This window comes from Phyllobacterium sp. 21LDTY02-6 (genome assembly GCF_023554255.2).
GTDB lineage: Bacteria > Pseudomonadota > Alphaproteobacteria > Rhizobiales > Rhizobiaceae > Phyllobacterium.
The window spans coordinates 264,555-287,861 of sequence record NZ_JAMJWD020000002.1; the positions used below are offsets into that span (position 1 = coordinate 264,555).

The window sequence follows — 23,307 nt, forward strand, 5'->3', positions numbered from 1 at the left end:
TCGGAGCACCGCCCGGGCCAGGAGGATCTCACTTGATGTAGCCGCCCTTGGTCATTTCGCGGGTGGTCAGCTGCTGCGCGCTTTGCAGGGCCTGATCCACCTTGATCGACCCGGCCAGTGCCGCCGAGAACTGCTGGCCGACCGCGGTGCCGATGCCCTGGAACTCCGGCACGGCGACGAACTGGCCGCCCGTATAGGGGACCGGCTTGACCGTCGGCTTGCTGGTGTCGGCCGCATTCATCGCCTGGAGCGTGATCTTGGCGAAAGGCGCGGCCTTCTCATATTCCGGATTGGCGTAGAGCGACTTGCGCGTTCCGGGCGGGACATTCGCCCAGCCTTCCTTGCTGGCGACAAGTTCCGTATAGGCCTTGTCGGTTGCCCAGGACACGAATTTCTGCGCTGCCTCAGCCTTTTGCGTGCCGGCCGGGATGCCGAGGTTCCACGCCCAGAGCCAGTTGCCATGGTTCTCGACGCCGCCCGTCGGGAACAGCGCAAAGCCTACCTGGTCGGCGACCTTCGATTCCTTCGGGTTGGTCACGAAGGATGCGGCCACCGTGGCATCGATCCAGATACCGCATTTGCCGGTCTGGAACAGAGCGAGGTTTTCGTTGAAGCCGTTGGACGAAGCGCCGGCCGGGCCCGCTTCCTTCATCAGGTCGGTATAGAAGGTCAGCGCCTTCTTCCATTCCGGCTGGTCGAACTGCGGCGTCCATTTCTCGTCGAACCAGCGCGCGCCAAACGAATTGGCCATGGCGGTTAGCAGCGCCATGTTCTCGCCCCAGCCGGCCTTGCCGCGCAGGCAGATGCCATAGGTCTCGGTGGACTTGTCGGTCATCTTCTTCGCCGCTTCGGCGATCTGGTCCCAGGTCGGCTTTTCGGGGATTGTCACGCCGGCCTTTTCAGCGAGGTCCTTGCGATACATCACCATGGCGCTTTCGCCGTAGAATGGCGAGGCGTAGAGCTTGCCCTCATAGGACACGGCATCCTTGATGGCGGGCAGCAAATCGTCGGCGTCATAATCCGAAGCGAGCCCGTCGAGCGGCAGCAGCCAGCCCTGCTTGGCCCAGATCGGCACTTCATAGGTGCCGATCGTCATCACGTCATACTGGCCGCCCTTGGTGGCGATATCGGTCGTTACGCGCTGGCGCAGCACATTTTCTTCCAAGGTCACCCATTCGAGCTGAATGTCGGGATTCTTCTTGGTGAAATCTTCGGCCAATTTCTGCATACGCACCATGTCGCCATTGTTGACCGTGGCGATGGTCAGCGTTTCCGCATGGGCAAGACCTGCCAAGGCGAGCGTCGAAACGGCGCCGAGCAGCAGCGTTCTAAATGACATTTCATTCCTCCCGAATGTTATGAGCAATTGCTAGTGTTATGGGCAAATACTCACATATGGCCACAATGAGTCAAGGGGGATTCGTTGTTGCAGCGCAGCATAAATCGGGATGTCAGGGTGCCAGCAGGCGTTCTGCCGTTTGCTCGTCGGTAATCAAGCCATTGATCAGCCTGCCCTTGATGGCGGCCGCGATGCCCGGCATCTTGCGCTCCCCCTTGGCGATGGCAATGACGAATGCCGACTCGTGAAACGGCATCGGGGCGCTGGCGACGCGGTCATTGGTCAGCCCGGCAATGGGCACACCGTCGCGATCATAGGCACGGCCGGTGATCTCGCACACCGCACCGGCGCGGCGCAGCGCCAGCAATTCATCGCGCGAGATGAAACCGTCAATGTACAGCGGCGCATCGTCGTCGAGGTCGCCGATGCCGACGAAGGCGACATTGGCCTGCGCCGCGAGTTCCAGCACGGAGCGGATCATCGCCTGGCTGTGCAGCAGTTCGCGCTCCTCCGGCGAAGACGCGATGACCGGCAGCGGCATGGGAAAGCTGCGCGCCTTGATCTTGTCGGCAATGTTGAAGATGACGTTGTAATAGGCGGCAGACCCGTCGGGCGAGATATTGCCTGTCAGCGACACGACCTTGTGCTGCGGACATTCGATCGGCGAAAGCTGCTCGATCGCAGCCTTCAACGTCCGCCCTGTGCCGATACCGAGCACGATCGGCGCTTCAGATTTCAGCCAGCGCGTCATTTCCGCCGCCGCCGCATCGGCCACGCCCAGCGTCGTCGAGGTGGAGGCGGGATCAGTCGGCACCACTTCCGCCATCTTCAGGTCGAAGCGCTGCTTGAGCTGTTCGGCAAGATCGAGGCAATGGGCGATCGGGTGATCGAGCCGCACCTTGACCAGGCCCTCCGATACGGCGAGCGAAACCATACGCTGCGCCGATTGCCGCGATATGCCGAGCTTCACGGCGATCTCGTCCTGGGTATTGCCAGCGACATAATAGAGCCAGCCAGCCCGCGCCGCATCATCGAGCCGGGTCGAGGTGACGTCCGGCTTAGCCATGCTCGGCTGTATCCTTATGGTCGCCTGCTGCTTTGGTCCCATGGTCGCCTGCGGCGTTGGCCTTGTGGCCATCCGAGTGGCCGAGGTCTCGCTCGGGCCAGACGATGTCGCGTACTTTCTGTTTCAGCACCTTGGCTTCGGGAAAGCCACCGTCGCGCTTGCGCTCCCAGACAAGCGCGCCATCGACCTCGATCTGGAAGATGCCGCCGGTGCCAGGCACCAGCGTAACGCTGCCAAGATCGGCGCCAAAGGTGGAAAGCAGTTCCTGGGCCATCCAGGCCGAGCGCAGGAGCCAGCTGCATTGCGTGCAATAGGTGATGGTGATGTTCGGTTTTGTCGTCATGACCCGTTCTATCATTTCCCGCCCGCGATGTAAGCAGGTTCAGCGGCCAACGGCAGCATTATCCGCTGCTACATCCGCTGTCGCGTCTGGTCATTGCGGTGGGGACGGGCAGTCGTCGAAACGCCCTTTTGTCGTCTGTCGTGTATTGGTTCGAAAACCGCCCGTTGACGCTTTTACTCCTGCCGCCCTTCCCCACTTTCGAACGGCTCCGGAAGCAGCTCCCGTGGAAAGGACGGAGTGCAAAATGCAGCATGCCAAGAGGGACAGGACAGGTTTATCAGCGGCGGGTCATCTCGCGGGCAATACGGCTGAAATCGGCCTGTTTTATGCCGATATCGGCACGGTCGGCCGGACTCATCGCATTCAGCAGAGCCATGGCATTGCGAAATTCCTGGTCCTTGCGGCGACGCCCGCGCGTCGCGAAATCGAAAATAAAGCTCATTTACACGTCTCCGGCACCACGTTTTGTTGGTTGGATTATACGGCCGGACCTGCCAAACATGCAGTGCAATTGCGGAATGGGAGCTATGCGGCGGCACGCCGCTACTGCCGACGAGCGCCAGTAGAACGCATCCGACCTCTATCCGACTTGTGGTGGGCTAGAGCCCGGCCACGGCCTCTTCCTGCTCGACCGTCAGGGGCTTGATCCTGGGGTCGAGAGGTTCGGGACGCTCAATCTCGCTTGCGGCCGGGTCGGCGCCCGGGCGTGTCGTGGTGCAGGCCGCAGGCAGGACCAGCAGCCCGCAAAGCAGAAGTGCCACGACAGGCTTGCAGCCTGCGAGAATGGTGCTGAGAGACGGCATCGATCCCCGGCCTTGCCCGGTGCTATGGAAGAGCAACAGGACGGCTCCCTCAGCTATCGCCCATTTTCAGCGCCTGGATGAAGGCTTCCTGCGGGATCTCGACCTTGCCGAACTGGCGCATGCGCTTCTTGCCTTCCTTCTGCTTTTCCAGAAGCTTGCGCTTGCGCGTCACGTCGCCGCCATAGCACTTGGCCGTCACGTCCTTGCGCAGCGCCGAGATCGTTTCGCGCGCGACAATGCGCCCGCCGATCGCCGCCTGGATCGGGATCTTGAACATGTGCTGCGGGATGAGCTCCTTCAGCTTTTCGCACATCACCCGACCGCGCTTTTCGGCGGCGGTGCGGTGCACCAGCATCGAGAGCGCATCCACCGGCTCGTCATTGACGAGGATCGACATCTTCACGAGGTCGCCCTCGCGGTAATCGGTGATGTGATAGTCGAAGGACGCATAGCCCTTGGAGATCGATTTCAGCCGATCGTAGAAGTCGAACACCACCTCGTTGAGCGGCAGGTCATAGACCAGCATGGCGCGCTTGCCGACATAGGAAAGATCGGCCTGGATGCCACGCCGGTCCTGGCAGAGTTTCAGGATGCCACCGAGATATTCGTCGGGGGTAAGGATCGTCGCGCGGATCCACGGTTCCTCGATATGGGTGATCTTGACCACATCCGGCATGTCGGCGGGATTATGCAGCTCCTTCACCTCGCCATCGGTCATGACCATCCGGTAAACGACGCTCGGCGCGGTGGCGATGAGATCGAGATTGAACTCGCGTTCCAGCCGTTCCTGGATGATCTCGAGATGAAGCAGGCCGAGGAAGCCGCAGCGGAAGCCGAAGCCGAGCGCGGCGGACGTTTCCATTTCGAAGGAGAACGAGGCATCGTTGAGCCGGAGCTTGCCCATGGCTGCCCGCAAATCCTCGAAATCCGCCGCATCGACGGGGAATAGGCCGCAGAACACCACCGGTTGCGCCGGCTTGAAGCCCGGCAGCGCCTTGTCCGTCTGGCGCCTGTCCTCGGTGATCGTATCGCCGACGCGCGTATCGGCCACTTCCTTGATCGAAGCGGTGATGAAGCCGAATTCACCCGGGCCGAGCTCTTCGACGGCAACCATCTTGGGCGTGAACACGCCGGTGCGTTCCACCGGATATTTGGCACCCGTGCCCATCATGCGGATGGTCTGGCCCTTTTTCAGAACGCCATCGATGATGCGGACCAGCACGATGACGCCGAGATAGGCATCATACCAGCTATCGACCAGCATCGCCTTCAGCGGCTTCGAACGGTCGCCTATCTTTGGCGGCGGCAACTGGTTGACGATGGCTTCCAATACATCGGGAATGCCGAGGCCGGTCTTGGCGGAGATCAGCACCGCCTGGCTGGCATCGATGCCGATCACCTCTTCGACCTGCTCGCGGATGCGCTCCGGCTCGGCGGCGGGGAGATCGACCTTGTTCAGCACCACGACGATCTCGTGATTGTTGTCGATCGCCTGGTAGACATTGGCGAGCGTCTGCGCCTCGACGCCCTGGCTGGCATCGACGACGAGGAGCGAGCCTTCGCAGGCGGACAGCGAACGCGAGACCTCATAGGCGAAATCCACATGGCCGGGCGTATCGATGAGATTGAGGACATAGTCCTCGCCATTCTTGGCCCGGTAGTTCAGCCGGACGGTCTGCGCCTTGATGGTGATGCCGCGCTCACGCTCGATATCCATCGAGTCGAGAACCTGCTCCTTCATGTCGCGTTGCTCCAGCCCGCCCGTCAGCTGGATCAGGCGGTCGGCCAGGGTGGATTTGCCATGGTCGATATGGGCGACGATGGAGAAATTGCGGATGTGATCTAATGGCGTGCTCATGCGCGCCACATAGAGCATTTCCGGCCGTTTTGGAAGGGCGCCGGAAAAGGCTTGCGCTTCAGGCTTCAAATTATTTTACCCGGGTATATTTACATCCATATTGTACCCGGGTAAAAAGAGCGCATAGACGAAGGAGCAGAACATGCAACAGGAACTGACAGTGACGGCCTTTCACGGGGTGGTCCGGCTGGCGCAAGGCGGTCGCGCCGAAGTGGCGCCGGTGGTGCGCGAGGCCGAAACCCGGCATGGAGCGGGCACGATCCTCGTTTTTGACGATTGGACGGGGCGGCAGGTCGAACTCGAACTGCGCGAGGGCGGCGAGGCCCCGGAACCACCGCGCAAGGCCGGGCGGCCGAAGCTCGGCGTCGTCTCGCGCGAGGTCACGCTGCTGCCGCGCCAATGGGAATGGCTGAATGCGCAGCCGGGCGGCGCCTCGGTGACGCTGCGCAAGCTCGTGGATGCGGCGCGCAATGCCAATGGTGCCCGCGAGGCCCGGTGCCGTGCGCAGGAGGCTGCCGACAATGTGATGCGGGTGCTTGCCGGCGATGCGCCGAACTACGAGGAAGCATCGCGCGCGCTCTATGCCGGCGATTATGCCCGCTTCACCGAATTGAGCGAGGCCTGGCCCGGCGATGTGCGCGACCATGTGCGCAAGCTTGCCGAGCCGGCATTTGACTGGCCGGATCGTTAGGCGGCTCATACCTTCGTCTAGTATTCGGCATTCTGGCACGGACATTGCTTTGCTTGTTTTGTTACTCCGTGAGAGCCCTCGATTTTTTAAAGGGATGCCTTGCGGGGAGCATGGAAAATATATGTGTTTTCAAGGCAAACCCGCCCTTGTCGGCGCTCATTTGCCTCGCCAGGAGTATTTGAATGACGAAATGGATGAAACCAACTGCGCGAAATTTGTGCATGATAGCAATTCTGACTATTTCTTTGGCGGGCTGCAATGACCATAAGGATATAACGAGCGAAGCTGTCTCAACATTCCCAACTGTCATGGCACAGAACGCCGTCACTCCGCCCATATCAACCGGCAGTGCAGAAGAGCCCGTGATTGGAACGGTAACAGCCATACCGGTGCCGCCGACAGAGCCTGCCGCCGGCCCTCCTGTCGGCGGAGCTGCTCCGGAATCAATTGCTCCGCCCGCAGAGAACACTGCTGCCGCTGATCCCCTCCTCATAATTGATGGCGGCTTGTCGGCCACAAAACAACCGGAAGCAACGGCTGTAGCCGTGAAAGAACCTGAAAAGGTTACGCGCTTTGTCACAACTTCGCCTGATACCATGGAGAACCCGACATCCTGGTCCTCGCCCGTTTATGAGTACGATCTCGGCAATCTAATCGCCAGTGTCGGCCTTAATTCCAGCAGTTTTGCCAAGAGTAACGTTATCATTACGCCCATTAGAGGTTGGATACGTTATCCCCTTCAATCAACCTCTCCGACTCCCCCCAGCCAGTATCCGCTTGTTGTATTCTTACACGGACAGCATGATTGGGACGTCGCCAATTTCCACGGATATGACTACCTCGCTGAGAATCTTTCGTCACACGGTTATATTGTCGTTTCGATTGATGCAAACGCAGTAAACAGCGAGAAAGTAACAAGCGAAGACGGCTTGAACGGTGGCGGGGATCAATCAAGTGAGTCCCGCGCGCAGTTGGTCCTGGGAACGCTGGATCGCTTGAGGCAAATTAACGAACATGGGCAAATCGACAAGAACGGCAATCCGGGTGCCTTGAACCCGCTTCGCGGCAAAATCGATTTTGGTCACATCGGCATTATGGGCCACTCACGCGGTGGGCAGGGGATCGCCAATACAATCAAGTTCAACAAAAATCGACGTGGTGCAAGTCACGCCGGCTTAGTTGCAGCTTTGATATATGAGTCAAAGCGCTTCAAGACTCAGTATCCTGATCTGATCGCCAGCTTTACGCCGGCAAGTAACATGGCAGGAATCAGCCTTAGTGAAGCAAAATTCGCAGCCGCCATTAACAAGTACAATATTTTCTACGCCCAGAGCGATACTACAGCTTCAACTTATGATTTTAAGGCTGCCTTTCTTCTGGCACCTACAGACTTCGGCGGCAACGAAGAGTTAAATAACGTTCCACTTGGCGTATTGCTGCCCACGTGTGACGGGGACATGGCTAACCTGCAGGGAGCCGTTTCATTCGACCATAACCGGTTCGGCCAGAAAGGCGACAAAGCCCCGCGTTATCAGATACTAGTTCATAGTGCCAATCACAATTACTATAATACAATCTGGACGCAGGATGACTTCGTGCGCGCTAAGAAACCCGCTGATAGTCTCGGTCCGAATCACTGTTTAGCAGACAGTGCGGATTCGATCAGGGTGAGCGCTGTTGATCAACGCCGTGGCGGCATGTTCATGATCAACTCATTCATGCGCTACCATGTTGGTGGAGAAGAGAAGTTTGCAAGCTGGTGGAACGGCATAGCAAAATTGCCGGACGCAGCCTGCCCGTTTGGAAGAGGCCCGTGCGACGAACGCGTTGCATTGACCATCCAGAAGAATCAAGACCAAAGCAAACTGATACAACATTTCGCCTCCGCAGATAGCGACAAGATCAATTCTCTCGGCGGTGCTGTCGCCTATACCGGCTTTGACGATAATGCCCGATGCGACATGCCAAGCGGATCGAGCAATGCGGGCGAATGTTCACCCAAACGGCTTTCTGGTTTTGAATTTGAGGAGTGGGGGGTTTCCGGTCTGCGCTCAATCGCGGAGCATGTCGAACTTTCGTGGACCAAAGCTGGCGCAACGCTTACAAATGATCTGCTCGGCATCTCTGCTGCCCCACACGATACTTTAAGCTTCCGCATCGCGGTAGTTCGGCCCATGGGCCAGGAGGTGTTGGTAACGCTGACTGATGGTGCCGGGAAATCGGCAACCATCGAAGCGAGTGATTTTAGTGACGCGCTCTACAACGCGCCAAGAACCAAGGCCGAAGGCCGCCCGATGATCGACGACCCAATCGACGAACCTTACTCGGGTGGTCAGGTTAAAATCCTGCTCAACATGGTGGCGATACCGCTGAAAGCGTTCACTGGAATTGACTTGAACAATCTGAAAGAACTCAAACTGACCTTCCCTAAGGAGAGCGGCAAAGTTGCCCTCGCGGATATTCAGTTTCAGACGTTTGGGCGGGATCAGTTCGGGCCTCGATTGGTTGCTGTCAAAAATTAAGAACAGCAAAGCGTAAAACCACCTGGCAAAAACCCGGTCCTGAACATTTCAGGGCCGGGTTTACTGATTGATGCAGTTTATCCTTCTCAAACGCCGATCTTGCCGCCGCCCTGCTTGGTGATCGCAATCACCGAGGGGCGCACCGGCATGTCGTCCTTGAAATCGGGCCAGCGGGTGGAAAGGTCCTCGTAGTAGGAGGGACGGCCGAAGCCTTCCCAGTCTTCGCCGCCATCGCCCGGGTGCTGCACGGCAACCATCATCGTCGCCATATCCGGCAGCATCAGCGGTCCGCACATTTCAGCGCCGATCGGCACGCGGAAGAACAGCTTCGACGTTGCGCGGGCTTCGCCCTCCGTATCCACTGCCCAAAGGCCATCGGTACGGCCCGTATCCTTCGGCGAGTTGCCGTCGGTCGAAACCCACAGGCGGCCATCGGCATCGACGGAGCAATTGTCCGGCATGCCGAACCAGCCATTCTTGCTGGTTTCGGTGGAAAAGGATGCGCCGACTTCGGCGACGGCCGGATCACCGCATTTCAGCAGGACTTCCCATTTGCCCGAGGTAGCGGAAAAATCGCCATCGGCCTCGGCGATCTCGATGATGTGGCCAAAGGCATTCTTGGCGCGCGGATTGGCAGCGTCGACCTGGTCGTCCTTGCGCTTGGTATTGTTGGTCAGCATCACATAGACCTTGCCATTGACGGCGTTCGGCTCGATGTCCTCGGGCCGGTCCATCTTGGTCGCGCCGAGCAGATCTCCGGCGCGGCGCGTCTCGATCAGCACGTCGGCCTGCGATTCAAAGCCATTTTCGCCGGTGAGCGGGCCGTTGCCATGAACGAGCGGCAGCCATTCGATCGTGCCATCGGCGGCGAACCTGGCCACATAAAGCGTGCCGTCATCGAGCAGATCGAGATTGGCGCTGCGATCATCCGGATTGAACTTGCCGCTGGTGACGAACTTATAGACATAGTCGAAGCGCTCGTCATCGCCGAGGTAGAAGACGACGCGCCCGTCCTTGGCCACGATGGAGGCCGCGCCCTCATGCTTGAAACGGCCAAGCGCCGTGCGCTTCTTCGGTATGGAGTTCGGATCGTTCACATCCACCTCGACCACCCAGCCGAAGCGGTTGGCTTCATTCGGATCTTTGGAAAGATCGAAACGGTCGTGGAACTTGCCCCATTCATAGACGCCTTCCGGAACACCGAGACGCTTGTAATTGGCGGCCTCCTTGCTGCCCTCGGGCAGCGTGCCCATGAAGTAGCCGTGGATGTTTTCCTCGGCCATGACATAGGTGCCCCATGGCGTGACGCCGCCAGCGCAATTGTTGATCGTGCCAAAGACCTTTCGGCCCGATGGGTCGGCATTGGTCTTGACCCGATCATGGCCGGCGACCGGGCCCGAAAGCTGCATTTCCGTATTCGCGGTGATCCGGCGATTGAGCTTTCCGTCGCGCACGACCTGCCACTTGCCGCCTTCCTTGCGGATTTCAACCACGGTGCCGCCATGCGCCGCCATTTCGATGTCCACGCGCTTCTTGTCGGCCGGCGCGACTTCGATCTTGCCTTCGACGACCTTGACGATGCCGGGGAACATCAGATGTTCATTCGTATATTCGTGATTGACGACGAGCAGGCCGTGCTCGGACGAGCCTTCGAGCGGAATAAAGCCGACATAGTCGTTATTGTAGCCGAACTGCCTGGCCTGCGCCTCGGGCGTCTGGTTGGCGGGATCGAATTCCGGCGAATCGGCGAATAGCGCGTCGCCCCAACGCAGGAGCACGTCCGCATCATAACCGGCGGCCACATGGTGACCGGTATCGATGCCCGCCTCGACCTCTTCGAAGTTGAAGGCAGACTTGCCTTCGGCGCGGGCTTCATCGGCCATCATCAGCGCCATCGGGCTGACCGTGGCGGCGATCGCCGACACTGCGAGCGAGCCCTTCAGGAAGCCGCGGCGCGAGAAACGCGTGGCGATCAACTCGCCCATCGTCGGATTCTCGGTCGGGTTCTGGCCCGGGCCGTCATTCTCCTCAAGGAGGCTCGTACGGAAAATCTGGCTGTGCTCGTTCATGGTGCGACCTCTGGCTATGTGGCTGGGCTATGGATTAGAACCATTCCAGATGATCGCTAAAAGCTGTGCATGACGGGCATATGACAATCAGGCGAAATCCGGCAAAAGTGAATGCCGGCACGATGGAACCGAACCAGAGTCCTTGCCGAGTTGTCCGTCAGGCGGCGAGCAGCGCGCCATATTCGGCAAGATCGACATTGCCACCGGACAGGACGACGACGGCGGTGCGCCCCTTGATGTCCACCTCGCCGGAAGCCAGCGCCGCAAGGCCGACCGAACCGCCCGGCTCCACGACAAGCTTCAGATGTCTCGCGGCAAGACGCATCGCCTCGCGCACGGCGTCGTCCGATACTGCGATCGCCCCGGAAAGATTGCGCGCATTGATGGGGAATGTCAGGTTTCCCGGCTGCGGCGTGAGGATCGCATCGCAGATCGAGCGACGACCCGCATCATTGGCGACGATGCGGCCCGCGATCAGCGAACGGCGCAGATCGTCGAAATGCTCCGGCTCGGCGCCCCAGATCCGCGTCGCCGGCGAATGCGCCTTGACCGCGACGGAGACGCCGCTGATCAGCCCGCCACCGCCAGCGGGTGCGAAGAGATCGTCGATGACGAGGCCTTCCGCCGCCGCTTCGCGGACGATCTCGAGGCCGATCGTTCCCTGGCCGGCGATGATATGCGGATCGTCGAAGGGCGGGACAAGAACCATGCCGCGTTCCACGAAAGGCGCGGCTACCGTCTCGCGCTTCTCGGTATAGCGATCGAAGAAGACCACCTCGGCGCCATAGGCGCGTGTGCTGGCGATCTTCGCCTCCGGCGCATCCTTGGGCATGACGATCACCGCCTTTATCCCGAACAGGGCGGCTGAACTCGCCACGCCCTGGGCATGGTTGCCAGAAGAAAAGGCGACGATGCCGCGCTGTCGTTCTTCGGCGGTGAACTGGCTGATGCGATTATAGGCGCCGCGGAACTTGAAGGAGCCGGTACGCTGCAGGCATTCGGGCTTGAACAGGATGCGACCACCGAATTGCTGGTTCAGAACGGGCGATTCGATGAAGGAAGTCCGCCTGATCTGGCCGTGGAGCCTTTCGGCTGCCGCCTCGATATCCGCCATGTCGACCGTCGTCGCTTGAGCATCCATGCTGTTGTCTCCTGTCGCGTCGCAAGCTTGATAGCACCGCGGCGCGAGGGAGACACGCCAAACCTTGTCATCATGGCAATTGCCGGCAATCAGCCGTCGGAGCGTTTTGCGAAGAAGGCCGGGAGTTCGGCGATGGAGCCGAGGATGACGTCGCTCAGATGCGCCAGATCGTCCAGCGTGCTATTGCCGGACAGGACGCCGATCGCGAGGCCCGCACCGGCGGCATGGGCCATTTCAAGATCATGCGCATTGTCGCCGACCATGGCGATCTTCCGCGGCGGCAGTCCGGTCTTTTCGGCGAAAAGATGCAGCTGGTCCGCATAGGGCTTCGCCCGCAGCACCGAGTCATAGCCGATGATCACGGAAAACAGATGCGACAGGCCGAGCGCCGTCGCAGTGGCGCGGGCTCCGGCCTCGGAATCATTGGTGGCGATGCCGAGCACATAGCCCTGCGCGGCGAGAGCCTCCAGCGTCGCCTGAAGCCCGTCGATGCCCACAGCGCGCGACGATCCTTCCTTGACCGTATAATCATCATATTCGCGGATCAGCCGGCGCTTTTCCTCAAGCGAAAGCTCCGGGTGCCAAAGATCGACGATATCGTTGATCGTGCCTGCCGCCACCACCGATCCGCCGCGAAACTTCTTCATCTCCCAATCATAGCCGCCGGCTTCGATAAGCTGGCGGGCGCGCGCATCGTCGCCACCGGCGGCAAGGCCCGCCAGTTCCATGGTGATGCCGAACCAGGTGCGGTTGAAATCGATGAGCGTGCCATCCTTGTCGAAGAGAATGCCGCCTATCTCGCGTGGTTCGACCTTGCCCATCAGGATTCCAGCGAACCCGGACGGGCACCGTCGGACCGGCGGCTGCCGAGAAGCTTCATCAGGTCGTCGCCGCGCCGGATATAGCGACTGCTGCGCCGCGTCAGGATGCGCCCTGCCTGCGGCGCCGCAAGGGTGATGTCCCCGGATGGATCGCCGGGGATGGTGACCACGGTGACGAGCTTGTCGCCCTCCTGTACCTCGGCGCCGATATCGACATGGAAGAGGATCATGCCGCCGCGGGGCGCGCGGATCATCTCGACATTTTCAAGCGGGACGACCGGGCCGGCAAAATTCCTTTCGAGCCTGGTATTGTCGTCGCGCACGACACCGCGATGCACGAGATATTTGTAAAGGCCGGCAGCATCCGCCTTTCCCGTATCGATATCGACGTCGGCGAGGCCGCGGAACTCAACCGTCGTCACCGCGCGCTTCCTGCGTTCCTCGTCGGGCAGGTGCAGCACGGGATGGGCACAGGCCTCCTCGAAGGCGGCATCAGCCGTGCTGTCCCACGAAAGTATCGCCGTGGAGCCGAGCGCGGAGGCAAGATCATACATTTCCGGAAGGAAGGCCTGGTGGATATAGAGATAGTTCTCGCTTTCATCGTCACAGTGGAGATCGAGCACGATCTCGTGTGGCAGGGCAAGGCGAAGCAATTGCGCCTTCAACCGCTCCGCAAGCGGCTTCGGCGCGTCGGGCGCGATGAGCGAGGACGTGTCGAGACTGTCGAGAAGCGGGAACGAGCGGTTGAAATTCGTGCTTGAGAAGAATTCGAAGCGGCCGAGATGCTGATGCGCCAGCCATTGCGCCGAGCCGATCGGATTGGCTTGCGGTACAATGGTGATGCTGCCCTCCACCCGGCCATCCGCTTCGGCCTGCTGGAGCATGGGCAGGAGGAAATGCAGCGCCGCCTGGCCAGGCAGTTCCGCGCCGTGCAGGGACGACTGGAGGTAGGCCGATGGCGCCGCGCTCCCCGCCTTGCCTTCGAAGCGCAGAACGCGCAGCTCTATCTCATTGCCGGGCACATCGCCCGCCAGCTTGATCATCTCGGTTTTCATCATGCTCTTTCCATAATTCCTGCCAGGCCCTAAATAGGCTTAAATGCCGCGCCGCTTGCGAAGATGCGCGACAAGTCCTTGCGTGGAAGCGTCCTTGTCCCCGGCACTCGCATCGCCGGCGACGACCGGCAACAATTCCGTCGCCAGTTCCTTGCCGAGTTCGACTCCCCATTGATCGAAGGCGTTGATGCCGTAAAGCTGGGCCTCGATAAAAACACGGTGCTCATAGAGCGCGATCAGGCGGCCCAGCGCAAACGGGTCGAGCTTGTCATGGACGATGGTTATCGACGGCCGGTTGCCGGAGAAGACGCGGTGCGGCGCAATGCGGTTGACCTCGGCGCGCGGCATGTCCTTCGCCGCCAGCTGGGCCTTTGCCTCTTCGAGCGTACGGCCCTTCATCAGGGCTTCCGACTGGGCGAGGCAATTGGCGAGCAGCATCTGATGCTGATTGTCGAGATCCGGTTCGTGCCCGTTGGCGGCTACGATGAACTCTACCGGTATGACATCCGTCCCCTGGTGGAGCAGCTGGAAAAAGGCATGCTGGCCGTTGGTGCCGGGTTCTCCCCAGACGACGGGACCGGTGGGGCCGGAAGCCGGCTTGCCGGCAAGGGTGACGCTCTTGCCGTTCGATTCCATGTCGAGCTGCTGCAGATAGGCAGGCAAGCGCCCAAGGCGCTGGTCATAGGGAATGACGGCGCGGCTGGTATAGCCGGAAATGGCGCGGTGCCAATAGCCGACCAGGCCGAGCATGAACGGAAGATTCTCGGCCGGCGCAGCCTTGCGGAAATGTTCGTCCATGGCGTGGGCGCCGTCGAGGAAGCGGCCGAAATTCTCTGGACCGATGGCGATCATCACCGGCAGGCCGATGGCCGACCAGACCGAATAGCGGCCGCCGACCCAGTCCCAGAACCCGAAGATGCGATCGGAGGGAATACCAAAGGCATCGACCTTGTCGAGCGCAGTGGAGACCGCGGCGAAGTGTATTGCGACGGCCTTCTCGCCAAGTGCGTCGGCGATCCATTTGCGCGCCGCCTTGGCATTGGTGATCGTCTCGATGGTCGTGAAGGTCTTGGATGCGATGATGAAGAGCGTCGTCGCCGGGTTGAGGCCGGCTATCGTATCGGCGATATCGGCGCCGTCGATATTTGACACGAAATGAAGCTTCGGCCCGTCATGATAGGGCGACAGGGCCTTGGTGGCCATGGCGGGGCCAAGATCCGAGCCGCCAATGCCGATATTGACGACATCGGTGATCGGCTTGCCTTTCGCTCCCTTCGTTTCGCCGGAGCGCAGCCCATCGGCAAAAGCTGCCATGCGCGACAGGACATCGCCGACGTCCGGCATCACATCCTTGCCGTCGACCTTGATAGCGCGGCCCGAACGATTGCGAAGAGCGATGTGCAGCACGGCGCGGCCCTCGGTCATATTGATGGCCTCGCCGGCGAACATGGCGTCGCGCCGCTTCTCCACACCAGCAGCCTTTGCCAGTTGCAGCAGCAGCGCCAGCGTCTCGTCGTTGACCAGGCATTTCGACCAGTCGAGCAGAAGATCGTCGAGCGCGAGTGAATAGCGCGAGAACCGCTTCTTGTCCGAGGCAAAGACTTCGCGCATGTTTTTCGGTGCACCGCTCTTCCGGTGGGCTTTCAATGCCTGGACCGCACGCTTGATATCGCTCGCTTGCTCCGACGCCATGATTAATCTCCTGAGGATGGGGGATGTCCGAATATGGGGGAACCTGCCACCAGAACCGTTTCAGTTCAATCTGACAAAGGTAGAATATATTGAAATTCCGCGATAGACGATGCTGGAGCGAAGGCAGGAAGGCTGAACATGAATCTGACCGGAGAAGAATGGATAGCCGCGCCGCGCCACGAGGTATGGGATGCGCTCAACGATGCCGATGTGCTGAAAGCCTGCATTCCCGGCTGCGAGCAGCTCGATTGGGTCAGCGATACGGAACTCGAAGCGACACTGGCGGTTAAGCTCGGACTTATCAAGCCCCGGTTCAGCGGCGCGATATATCTCAGCAATCTGAACCCGCCATTCTCCTATACGATCAGCTGCGAGGGCAAGGGCAGCATCGCCGGCATTGCCCGCGGCGGCGCCGATGTGACGCTGCTGGACGAAGGCGCGCGGACACGGCTCGTCTACGAGGTGCATGCGGATGTCGGCGGCAAGATCGCCAAATATGGCAGTTCACTGATATCCTCGACCGCACGACGCATCTCGACCCGCTTCTTCGAACGGTTCAACGAGACCGTATCCGCCGCGACCCCCGGCACGGAAGGCTTGTCGCAATAGTCACAGGCGGTGGCGGAAAGCCGTTTGGGAAACCGGCAGGCATAGCGGATATGCTGGGCGCACACAGACAGGCGGCCAGGTCGGGCAATGCAGGATTTCGATTTCATCATCATAGGGGCCGGGTCCGCCGGATCGGTCATGGCCGACCGGCTTTCCGCCAATGGCCGTCACAGCGTGCTCGTCCTCGAAGCCGGGGGCAGCGACCGCCGCTTCTACGTGACGATGCCGCTCGGCTACGGCAAGACGTTCTATGACCGGTCGATCAACTGGATGTACCGGGCGGAACCGGACCCCGGGCTGGCCGGCAATGCCGACTACTGGCCACGCGGCAAGGTCCTCGGCGGCTCGAGTTCCATCAATGCCATGGTCTATGTCCGGGGCGCGGCGCAGGATTTCGACGAATGGCGCGACCGGGGCAATCCCGGCTGGGGCTATGCTGATGTCGAGCCGGTCTTCCGCTCCATCGAGAATCACGAAGGGCCGGCGACCAGCCTCGGGCGCGGCGGCCCGCTGACCATTACCGACAGTTCACGGCTGTTCCATCCGCTTGCCAACCGCATGATCGAGGCGGCGCAGGAGGCGGGGCTCGCCTATAATGGCGATTTCAACGGTGCGTCGCAGGAGGGTGTCGGACCGTTTCAATTGACGACCGGCAATGGTCGCCGCATGTCCGCGGCGCGGGCCTTCCTGCGTCCCGCGATGAAGCGGCCGAATGTGACGGTGCTCGCCAATGCTCTGGTGACGCGCATCGTATTCGACGGAAAAAGAGCCAGCGCCGTCGAGTTTACCCGCCGCGGCAGCCGGCAGCAGGTGCGCGCTGCCAAGGAGATCATCCTTTGCGGCGGCTCGGTCAACACGCCGCAACTCCTGGAGCTCTCGGGCATTGGCGATCCGGCGGTCCTCGGGCGCTGCGGCGTTCCGGTTGTTCACGCCAACAACAATGTCGGCGAGCACCTGCAGGACCATCTCGGCATCAATTATACCTACCGGGCGAACACTCCCTCGCTCAACGAGCTTCTGAGGCCGTGGTGGGGCAAGATGCGGGCAGGCCTGCATTATCTCCTGCTGCGCTCGGGCCCGCTCTCGATCAGCATGAACCAGGGCGGCGGGTTCTTTCGCACGGACCCATCGCGCAACCGGCCGAACATGCAGCTGTACTTCCAGGCATTCTCGACACTCGTGCCGAAGAATGGCGAGCGGCCCATTCTCACGCCCGATCCCTGGCCCGGCTTCTCGATCGGGCTCTCCAATTGCCGCCCGACCAGCACCGGCAGCATCCACATCCGCTCCTCCGAACCATCGGAGCAGCCCCGCATCGTGCCGAATGCCTTTTCCACCGATCATGACGTGGCGGAGATGCTGGATGCGGTCAAGTTCCTGCGCAGGATCGCGGCGACACCGACCATGAGCAAGCTGATCGTCGAGGAGCTGCTGCCGGGCGCCGCCTGCCGCAGCGACCAGGAATTGATCGCGGATTTCCGCAAGCGGAGCGGAACGGTCTATCACCCCGTCTCAACCTGCCGCATGGGCCCCGATCCGCTGCAATCGGTGGTTGATCCGCGCCTGCGCGTCCACGGGATCGGCGGCCTGCGCGTAGCGGATTGCTCCATCTTCCCGAACATGATTTCAGGCAATACCAATGCCGCCGCGATGATGGTCGGTGCCAAGGCGGCGGAGCTGATCCTCGCGGACCACAACTGATCCTGATCCCGCAATCAGCTGTAGCGGGCCTCCAGCAGGTCGATGTCGCGGACCATGCGGCTCGCCACCGTGCTTTCCAGCCGTCTTGCCCGGACCAGCCGGAGAATCTCCTGCCGCTCGGCATTGAGCGCGGTAATGCGCAAGCGTCGCTCGATCTCCTCGCTGAGCTTCACCTGTTCGCGCTCTTCACCGAGCTGCATGCGGCCGTCGATGCGCTTGCGGTAGAGCTCCATGATACGGGTCGCCACATCGGAAAAGACGTCCGCGTCCGCCCTGCCCGCCGCCAGATCGTGCTGCGCCTTCTCGACGGCCATGATCGCTGCCTCCGCGGCGGCTATACGGGCGTAATCCTCCTCCCGCTGGTACGTATCCTCGACCGGCACGTCGATATTGCGCAACAGGCGCGGCAGGCAGATACTGGCCATGACCAGCGACAGGATGATGATCCCCGCCGCCAGGAATATGACAAGGTCACGCGCCGGAAACAGGCTGCCATCGGCGAGGAACAGCGGCAGCGTGAGAATACCGGCCAGCGTGATCGCGCCGCGCACGCCGGCGAAGGACATGGTGGCTATGAGCTGCCAACTCGGGCGCACGCTCGCCTGCCGGCGGCTTGACGGCCTTGCCAGCGCGATGCGCCAGGACGCCCATACCCAGAGGAAGCGCAGGCCGACGAGAGCCGCATAGATGATGACGACATAGACCGGGAGCCACCACTCGCCGGCGCCGCCTTCGACCCGAACATTGGCCACCGCGCCGGAGAAGATGCCCGGCAATTGTTCGCCGAGAAGCACGAAGATCGCGCCATTGGCGGCAAATTGCGCCGTATCCCATACCGCCGTGCGCCGTACGCGGGTGAGCGCCAGCGAAACCGCCGAGTTCTCCGCATAGCTCATGGTGATACCGGCTGCGACGGCGGCCAGGATGCCGGAGGCATGCACATGCTCGGCCAGCAGATAGGCGCCAAAAGGGATCAACAGGCTGGTCAGTATCTGCGAGCCGCTCTCTTCGCCAAGCCTGCGGTTGAGGAACGTCTTGGCCCTCATGATGCCGAGAGTGACGCCGATGCCAATGGCGACGCCCGCGAATGCCAGCCACAGGAAGGTCAGGAAAGCGGCGGAAAATGAAAAAGTCCCGGTGAGCATCGCCGCGACGGCGAAGCGCATGCAGACGAGGCCGGACGCATCGTTGAGCAGCGATTCGCCTTCCAGTATGTGCATCATGCGCGAGGGGATCGGCACGCGGGCGGCGATGGCCGACACGGCGATCGGATCGGTCGGTGAAACGATGGCGGCAAGCGCGAAGGCAACCGGCAGCGGCACCGAAGGGATCATCCAGTGAACCAGGAAGCCGACGCCGACAACGGTGAATATCACCAGGCCGAGCGCCATTTCCAGGATGATGCCCTTGTCGCGGAACAGGCCCTCCTTGGGGATGCGCCAGCCGTCCAGGAACAGCAATGGCGGCAGGAAAAGCAGGAAGAAGATATCCGGATCAAGCTCCACGCGAACGCTGGTCACGGACGCGATAGCCGCGCCGAGACCGATCTGCACCAGCGGCAGCGGCACCGGCAGCGGCAGCATGCGCACGATCGAGTCGCTGACGACGACGGCCAGCAACATCAGCAGGACAACGGTGATAGTTTCCATGGTGAACCCGTTTGAGCCGGACGGCAGGATGAAGGGAATCGACCCGCTTTGTCGAGGCGAACCTTGGCAACTTTGCGCCCGGATGATGCCGAATGCGTGAAATAAACGCCCCACGGCGAAAGTAATTTTTACGCTTACGTTAATGTAAATGCTTGCAAGGTCACGGCCTCTCGCAATAGTACATATTGTTGGGTAGCATGGAGCGGCAGTTTGGAGAGGCTGTTGCCCATAATAGGCTTAACTGGGAGGTAAACGTGGCGAAAGAAACAGCTCGGGCAAAGGCACCAGCACGCAAGGCAACAGCTGCAACGGAGAGGAAGCCGGTAAAAGCGGAGGCCGCGCCAGCCTTGTCAGAGGCGCCGGCAAAGGCGGCGAAACCAGCCACGAAGAAACCCGCCAGGGCCCCGGCGAAAAAGGCGAGCACCACTGCAAAGGCCGCGGCGAAGCCCGTGAAAGCCGAGACCGTTTCCGCATCGCCAGAAGCGCCGGCAAAGGCCGCGAAACCAGTCACGAAGAAGCCCGCCAAGGCTCCCGCTGCAAAGGCTCCGCCTGCGAAGACCCAAACTTCCAAGGCTGCCACGGCGGCAAAAAAGAGCACAGCCGCCAGAGCCGATGCCAGGATATGGCTCAAATCCTACCCGGACGATGTGCCGGTCACCATCGAAGAGCCCAGGCTCCAGTCGCTCGGGCAACTGTTTGACCGTGCCGTCGAACATGGCGATGCGACCGCCTTCAGCTGCATGTCGAAGAAGATGAGTTACCGCGAGCTCGGTCGCCGGATCAACGACATGGCCGCGTGGTTCCAGTCCCGTGGTCTGGTGAAGGGCGACCGCGTCGCGGTGATGATGCCCAATGTGCTGCAATACCCGATCACGATCGGCGCGATCCTCAAGGCCGGCCTGACCGTCGTCAATATAAATCCGCTCTATACGCCGCGCGAGCTCGAGCACCAGCTCAAGGACAGTGGCGCCAAGGCTATCATCATCCTCGAAAACTTTGCCTCCACCCTGGAAAAGGTAATCACCAGGACCCCGGTGCAGCATGTGATCGTCACCGCCATGGGCGACATGCTGGGAGTGAAGGGCCATCTGGTCAATCTCGTCGTCCGCCGCGTCAAGAAGATGGTCCCGGCCTGGTCGCTGCCCGGCCATACCTCGTTCAAGACCGTGCTGGCGAAGGGAGCGGCGCTGAGCCTGCGCCCGGTCGAAACCGGGCTCTCCGATATTGCCTTCCTGCAATATACCGGCGGAACGACCGGCATATCGAAGGGCGCGATCCTCACCCATGGCAATATCATCGCCAATGTCGAGCAGATGCGCCTATGGTGTGACGTTGGTTTCCGTCTCAAGGGCCGGCCGAGCGACCTGACATTCATCTGCGCGCTGCCGCTCTATCATATCTTCGCGCTGACCGTGAATGCCATGATGGGCATGAACCTCGGCGCGCACAACGTCCTCATTCCCAATCCGCGCGACATACCCGGCTTCGTCAAGGTTTTGCAGAAGCAGAGGTTCCATATCTTCCCGGGCCTCAACACGCTGTTCAACGGCCTGCTCAACAATGAGGATTTCCGCAGGCTGGATTTCACCGGCCTCATTCTTTCGCTTGGCGGCGGCATGGCGGTGCAGAAGCCCGTCGCCGACCGTTGGAAGGACGTCACGGGCTGCCTCATCACCGAGGGCTATGGTCTTTCGGAAACGTCGCCGGTGGCTTCGGCCAATCGTCTCGACGCCAAGGAGTTCTCCGGCACGATCGGCCTGCCGCTCCCCTCGACCGATATTTCCATCCGCGACGATGATGGCAGGGAATTGCCGCTGCTCGAAGTGGGCGAAATCTGCATAAAGGGTCCGCAGGTCATGGCCGGCTACTGGAACCGGCCCGACGAGACAGCGCGCGCCATGACCGATGACGGCTATTTCCGCTCCGGCGACATGGGATATATGGATGAGCGCGGCTACACGAAGATCGTCGACCGCAAGAAGGACATGATCCTGGTTTCCGGCTTCAACGTCTATCCGAACGAGATCGAAGAAGTGGCGATGGAACATCCCGGCATCGCCGAGGCTGCCGCCGTCGGCATTCCCAACGAACATTCGGGCGAGGCGGTGAAGCTTTTCATCGTGCGCAAGGACAAGTCCCTCACCGAGGAACAGGTCAAGGCGTTCTGCGCCGAGCGGCTGACCAATTACAAGCGTCCCAAGGCCGTGGAATTCCGCGATGAACTGCCGAAGAGCAATGTCGGCAAGATCCTCCGGCGCGAATTGCGGTAGGCTTGGAGCGCATCGCTGCCGGACAGCGATGCGCCCATTCAGGCGGCCTTTTCGCGCACCTGATAATCCTTGACCGCTGCGAAGCGGATGGCTTTCCAGCGCTCGGCCTCGTAGGACAGCGAGAACGAGTTCTGCGCCAGGAACACCGGATCATTGTCGAGATCATGCGCGATGTCGGCGCGATGCGTGTTGATGAACCGTTGCAACTCGGCCGGATCATCCGCCGATATCCAGCGGGCCACGGTAAAGCGCGCCGGCTCGAAACCGACGGGCAGAGTGTATTCGACCTTCAGGCGCTCGGTGAGGACGTCGATCTGCAGGGCGCCGACGACACCGACGATCGCAGGCGATCCGTCATCCGGCAGGAACAGCTGGACAACGCCCTCTTCCGCCATCTGCTGCAGCGCCTCGCGCAGCTTCTTCGCCTTCATCGCATCGTCGAGCCGAACGCGGCGCAGGATTTCCGGCGCGAAATTGGGCACGCCGCGGAACAGAAGGTCTTCCCCCTCCGTCAGCGTATCGCCGATACGCAGCGTGCCGTGATTGGGAATGCCGACCACGTCGCCGGCCCAGGCCTCGTCGGCGATCTGGCGGCTGCGGGCAAAGAAGAACTGCGGCGCCGAAAGTCCCATGGGCTTGCCCGTCCGCACCAGCTTCGCCTTCATGCCCCGCGACAGCTTGCCCGAGCAGACACGCAGAAATGCGATACGGTCGCGATGATTGGGGTCCATGTTCGCCTGAATCTTGAACACGAAGCCGGTCATCTTCTCCTCGGTGGCTTCCACCTTGCGCGTGTCGGCGTCCTGTGCGCGCGGGCTCGGGCCGTAATCGCAGAACGCATCGATCAGTTCGCGCACGCCATAATTGCGCAGGGCCGAGCCGAAATAGACCGGTGTAAGATGGCCCTCGCGGAAGGCCTGCAGGTCGAAGGGATTGCACGCGTCGCGCCCGAGGGTGGCTTCCTCGATCCAGGCTTCCCGTTCATTGGCCGGCAGGAGGCCGGAGGCAGCGTCCGCTTCCGGACCGTTGACCTTGGTCGCCGCTACTTCCTCGTCCCGGCGCCGCACCGTATTGTCCTGCAGATTATAGGTTCCGGCAAAGCTCTTGCCGCGGCCGATCGGCCAGTTGATGGGTGCGGTGTCCAGCGCCAGCTTCTGCTCGATCTCGTCCAATATCTCGAAGGGATCGCGGCTCTCCCGGTCCATCTTGTTGATGAAGGTGATGATCGGAATATCACGCATGCGGCAGACTTCGAAAAGCTTGAGCGTCCGCGCTTCGATGCCCTTGGCGGCATCGATCACCATGACCGCGCTGTCGACGGCCGTCAGCGTTCGATAGGTATCGTCGGCGAAATCCTCATGGCCGGGCGTGTCGAGAAGGTTGAAGATGCAATCCTTGTATTCGAAGGTCATGACCGAGGTGACCACGGAAATGCCGCGGTCGCGTTCGATATTCATCCAGTCGGAGCGGGTCTGGATGCGATCCTTCTTGGCCTTGACCTCGCCGGCGAGCTGGATCGCTCCGCCGAAAAGCAGCAGCTTTTCAGTCAGCGTGGTCTTGCCGGCATCGGGATGGGCGATGATTGCGAAGGTACGGCGACGGGATACGGGATGCTCGGCAGTGGACATGAAGGCGGCTCGATCAATGGGAAAAGGTTTGGCGCCTTCTATCAGGCGGG

General features: G+C 61.0%; 18 protein-coding genes. 5 read left to right on the top strand and 13 right to left on the bottom strand.

Annotated features, from left to right (window positions below; all coding sequences use genetic code 11):
• Positions 1-28 precede the first annotated feature (28 nt).
• From M8997_RS07690 to lepA, 6 genes are all read right to left on the bottom strand, one after another.
• Positions 29-1,339 carry a sugar ABC transporter substrate-binding protein gene (locus M8997_RS07690; protein WP_250019420.1) on the bottom strand — a complete coding sequence of 437 codons (1,311 nt, stop codon included), beginning with the start codon at positions 1,337-1,339 and terminating at the stop codon, positions 29-31.
• 112 nt (positions 1,340-1,451) lie between these two features.
• On the bottom strand, positions 1,452-2,405 hold the full coding sequence (locus M8997_RS07695) for a sugar-binding transcriptional regulator (RefSeq protein WP_250019421.1): 954 nt from the start codon (positions 2,403-2,405) through the stop codon (positions 1,452-1,454).
• Entirely contained in the window at positions 2,398-2,748 is a 351-nt protein-coding gene (locus tag M8997_RS07700) for a SelT/SelW/SelH family protein (protein WP_250019422.1), read from the bottom strand. The genes M8997_RS07695 and M8997_RS07700 overlap by 8 nt, the downstream gene beginning before the upstream one ends.
• Before the next feature lie 277 nt (positions 2,749-3,025).
• Entirely contained in the window at positions 3,026-3,190 is a 165-nt protein-coding gene (locus M8997_RS07705; protein WP_250019423.1) for a hypothetical protein, read from the bottom strand.
• A gap of 157 nt (positions 3,191-3,347) precedes the next feature.
• A complete protein-coding gene (locus M8997_RS07710) occupies positions 3,348-3,551 on the bottom strand; it encodes a hypothetical protein (RefSeq protein WP_250019424.1) in 204 nt (67 codons plus the stop codon).
• Between the two features lie 49 nt (positions 3,552-3,600).
• Positions 3,601-5,409: a translation elongation factor 4 gene (gene lepA / locus M8997_RS07715; protein WP_250019425.1), complete on the bottom strand. Its 1,809-nt coding sequence runs from the start codon at positions 5,407-5,409 to the stop codon at positions 3,601-3,603.
• 142 nt (positions 5,410-5,551) lie between these two features.
• Here lepA and M8997_RS07720 point away from each other — a divergent pair, with 142 nt between their 5' ends.
• Together M8997_RS07720 and M8997_RS07725 are read left to right on the top strand one after the other, a co-directional pair.
• Entirely contained in the window at positions 5,552-6,100 is a 549-nt protein-coding gene (locus tag M8997_RS07720; protein ID WP_250019426.1) for a DUF2239 family protein, read from the top strand.
• A 182-nt stretch (positions 6,101-6,282) separates the two neighbouring features.
• Entirely contained in the window at positions 6,283-8,622 is a 2,340-nt protein-coding gene (locus M8997_RS07725; RefSeq protein WP_250019427.1) for a hypothetical protein, read from the top strand.
• 86 nt (positions 8,623-8,708) lie between these two features.
• Here the strand turns inward: M8997_RS07725 and M8997_RS07730 are convergent, their stop codons facing one another.
• From M8997_RS07730 to pgi, 5 genes are all read right to left on the bottom strand, one after another.
• Positions 8,709-10,691, bottom strand: a complete 1,983-nt coding sequence (locus M8997_RS07730) for a PhoX family phosphatase (RefSeq protein WP_250019428.1) — start codon at positions 10,689-10,691, stop codon at positions 8,709-8,711.
• 157 nt (positions 10,692-10,848) lie between these two features.
• Positions 10,849-11,832, bottom strand: a complete 984-nt coding sequence (locus tag M8997_RS07735; RefSeq protein ID WP_250019429.1) for a threonine/serine dehydratase — start codon at positions 11,830-11,832, stop codon at positions 10,849-10,851.
• 89 nt (positions 11,833-11,921) lie between these two features.
• A complete protein-coding gene (locus M8997_RS07740; RefSeq protein ID WP_250019430.1) occupies positions 11,922-12,653 on the bottom strand; it encodes an HAD family hydrolase in 732 nt (243 codons plus the stop codon).
• Entirely contained in the window at positions 12,653-13,708 is a 1,056-nt protein-coding gene (locus M8997_RS07745; protein ID WP_250019483.1) for a succinylglutamate desuccinylase/aspartoacylase family protein, read from the bottom strand. The genes M8997_RS07740 and M8997_RS07745 overlap by 1 nt, the downstream gene beginning before the upstream one ends.
• 39 nt (positions 13,709-13,747) lie before the next feature.
• The gene (pgi, locus tag M8997_RS07750) at positions 13,748-15,400 is read right to left on the bottom strand and encodes a glucose-6-phosphate isomerase (RefSeq protein WP_256473212.1); all 1,653 of its coding nucleotides are present in this window, start codon (positions 15,398-15,400) and stop codon (positions 13,748-13,750) included.
• Between the two features lie 138 nt (positions 15,401-15,538).
• On the opposite strand from pgi, the gene M8997_RS07755 reads away from it, so the two are divergent.
• Together M8997_RS07755 and M8997_RS07760 are read left to right on the top strand one after the other, a co-directional pair.
• Complete coding sequence (locus tag M8997_RS07755) at positions 15,539-16,009, top strand: CoxG family protein (protein ID WP_250019431.1); 471 nt, start codon at positions 15,539-15,541, stop codon at positions 16,007-16,009.
• 87 nt (positions 16,010-16,096) lie between these two features.
• Positions 16,097-17,710: a GMC family oxidoreductase gene (locus M8997_RS07760; RefSeq protein WP_250019432.1), complete on the top strand. Its 1,614-nt coding sequence runs from the start codon at positions 16,097-16,099 to the stop codon at positions 17,708-17,710.
• 14 nt (positions 17,711-17,724) lie between these two features.
• On the opposite strand, the gene M8997_RS07765 is transcribed toward M8997_RS07760, so the two are convergent.
• On the bottom strand, positions 17,725-19,359 hold the full coding sequence (locus M8997_RS07765; RefSeq protein ID WP_250019433.1) for a Na+/H+ antiporter: 1,635 nt from the start codon (positions 19,357-19,359) through the stop codon (positions 17,725-17,727).
• A 197-nt stretch (positions 19,360-19,556) separates the two neighbouring features.
• Here M8997_RS07765 and M8997_RS07775 point away from each other — a divergent pair, with 197 nt between their 5' ends.
• A complete protein-coding gene (locus M8997_RS07775) occupies positions 19,557-21,629 on the top strand; it encodes a long-chain-fatty-acid--CoA ligase (protein WP_256473213.1) in 2,073 nt (690 codons plus the stop codon).
• A gap of 38 nt (positions 21,630-21,667) precedes the next feature.
• Here M8997_RS07775 and M8997_RS07780 read toward each other — a convergent pair whose 3' ends face one another.
• On the bottom strand, positions 21,668-23,257 hold the full coding sequence (locus tag M8997_RS07780) for a peptide chain release factor 3 (RefSeq protein WP_250019436.1): 1,590 nt from the start codon (positions 23,255-23,257) through the stop codon (positions 21,668-21,670).
• Between the last annotated feature and the right edge of the window lie 50 nt (positions 23,258-23,307).

What these genes read in the sequence shown, in the direction of transcription:
- M8997_RS07730 (WP_250019428.1), bottom strand. Translation starts at nt 10,691, where the DNA reads ATGAACGAGCACAGCCAGATTTTCCGTACGAGCCTCCTTGAGGAGAAT.
- M8997_RS07735 (WP_250019429.1), bottom strand. Translation starts at nt 11,832, where the DNA reads ATGGATGCTCAAGCGACGACGGTCGACATGGCGGATATCGAGGCGGCA.
- M8997_RS07765 (WP_250019433.1), bottom strand. Translation starts at nt 19,359, where the DNA reads ATGGAAACTATCACCGTTGTCCTGCTGATGTTGCTGGCCGTCGTCGTC.
- M8997_RS07760 (WP_250019432.1), top strand. Translation starts at nt 16,097, where the DNA reads ATGCAGGATTTCGATTTCATCATCATAGGGGCCGGGTCCGCCGGATCG.
- M8997_RS07725 (WP_250019427.1), top strand. Translation starts at nt 6,283, where the DNA reads ATGACGAAATGGATGAAACCAACTGCGCGAAATTTGTGCATGATAGCA.
- M8997_RS07755 (WP_250019431.1), top strand. Translation starts at nt 15,539, where the DNA reads ATGAATCTGACCGGAGAAGAATGGATAGCCGCGCCGCGCCACGAGGTA.
- M8997_RS07690 (WP_250019420.1), bottom strand. Translation starts at nt 1,339, where the DNA reads ATGTCATTTAGAACGCTGCTGCTCGGCGCCGTTTCGACGCTCGCCTTG.
- M8997_RS07745 (WP_250019483.1), bottom strand. Translation starts at nt 13,708, where the DNA reads ATGAAAACCGAGATGATCAAGCTGGCGGGCGATGTGCCCGGCAATGAG.
- M8997_RS07740 (WP_250019430.1), bottom strand. Translation starts at nt 12,653, where the DNA reads ATGGGCAAGGTCGAACCACGCGAGATAGGCGGCATTCTCTTCGACAAG.
- M8997_RS07775 (WP_256473213.1), top strand. Translation starts at nt 19,557, where the DNA reads ATGGAGCGGCAGTTTGGAGAGGCTGTTGCCCATAATAGGCTTAACTGG.
- M8997_RS07695 (WP_250019421.1), bottom strand. Translation starts at nt 2,405, where the DNA reads ATGGCTAAGCCGGACGTCACCTCGACCCGGCTCGATGATGCGGCGCGG.
- M8997_RS07780 (WP_250019436.1), bottom strand. Translation starts at nt 23,257, where the DNA reads ATGTCCACTGCCGAGCATCCCGTATCCCGTCGCCGTACCTTCGCAATC.
- M8997_RS07720 (WP_250019426.1), top strand. Translation starts at nt 5,552, where the DNA reads ATGCAACAGGAACTGACAGTGACGGCCTTTCACGGGGTGGTCCGGCTG.
- pgi (WP_256473212.1), bottom strand. Translation starts at nt 15,400, where the DNA reads ATGGCGTCGGAGCAAGCGAGCGATATCAAGCGTGCGGTCCAGGCATTG.
- M8997_RS07710 (WP_250019424.1), bottom strand. Translation starts at nt 3,551, where the DNA reads ATGCCGTCTCTCAGCACCATTCTCGCAGGCTGCAAGCCTGTCGTGGCA.
- M8997_RS07705 (WP_250019423.1), bottom strand. Translation starts at nt 3,190, where the DNA reads ATGAGCTTTATTTTCGATTTCGCGACGCGCGGGCGTCGCCGCAAGGAC.
- lepA (WP_250019425.1), bottom strand. Translation starts at nt 5,409, where the DNA reads ATGAGCACGCCATTAGATCACATCCGCAATTTCTCCATCGTCGCCCAT.
- M8997_RS07700 (WP_250019422.1), bottom strand. Translation starts at nt 2,748, where the DNA reads ATGACGACAAAACCGAACATCACCATCACCTATTGCACGCAATGCAGC.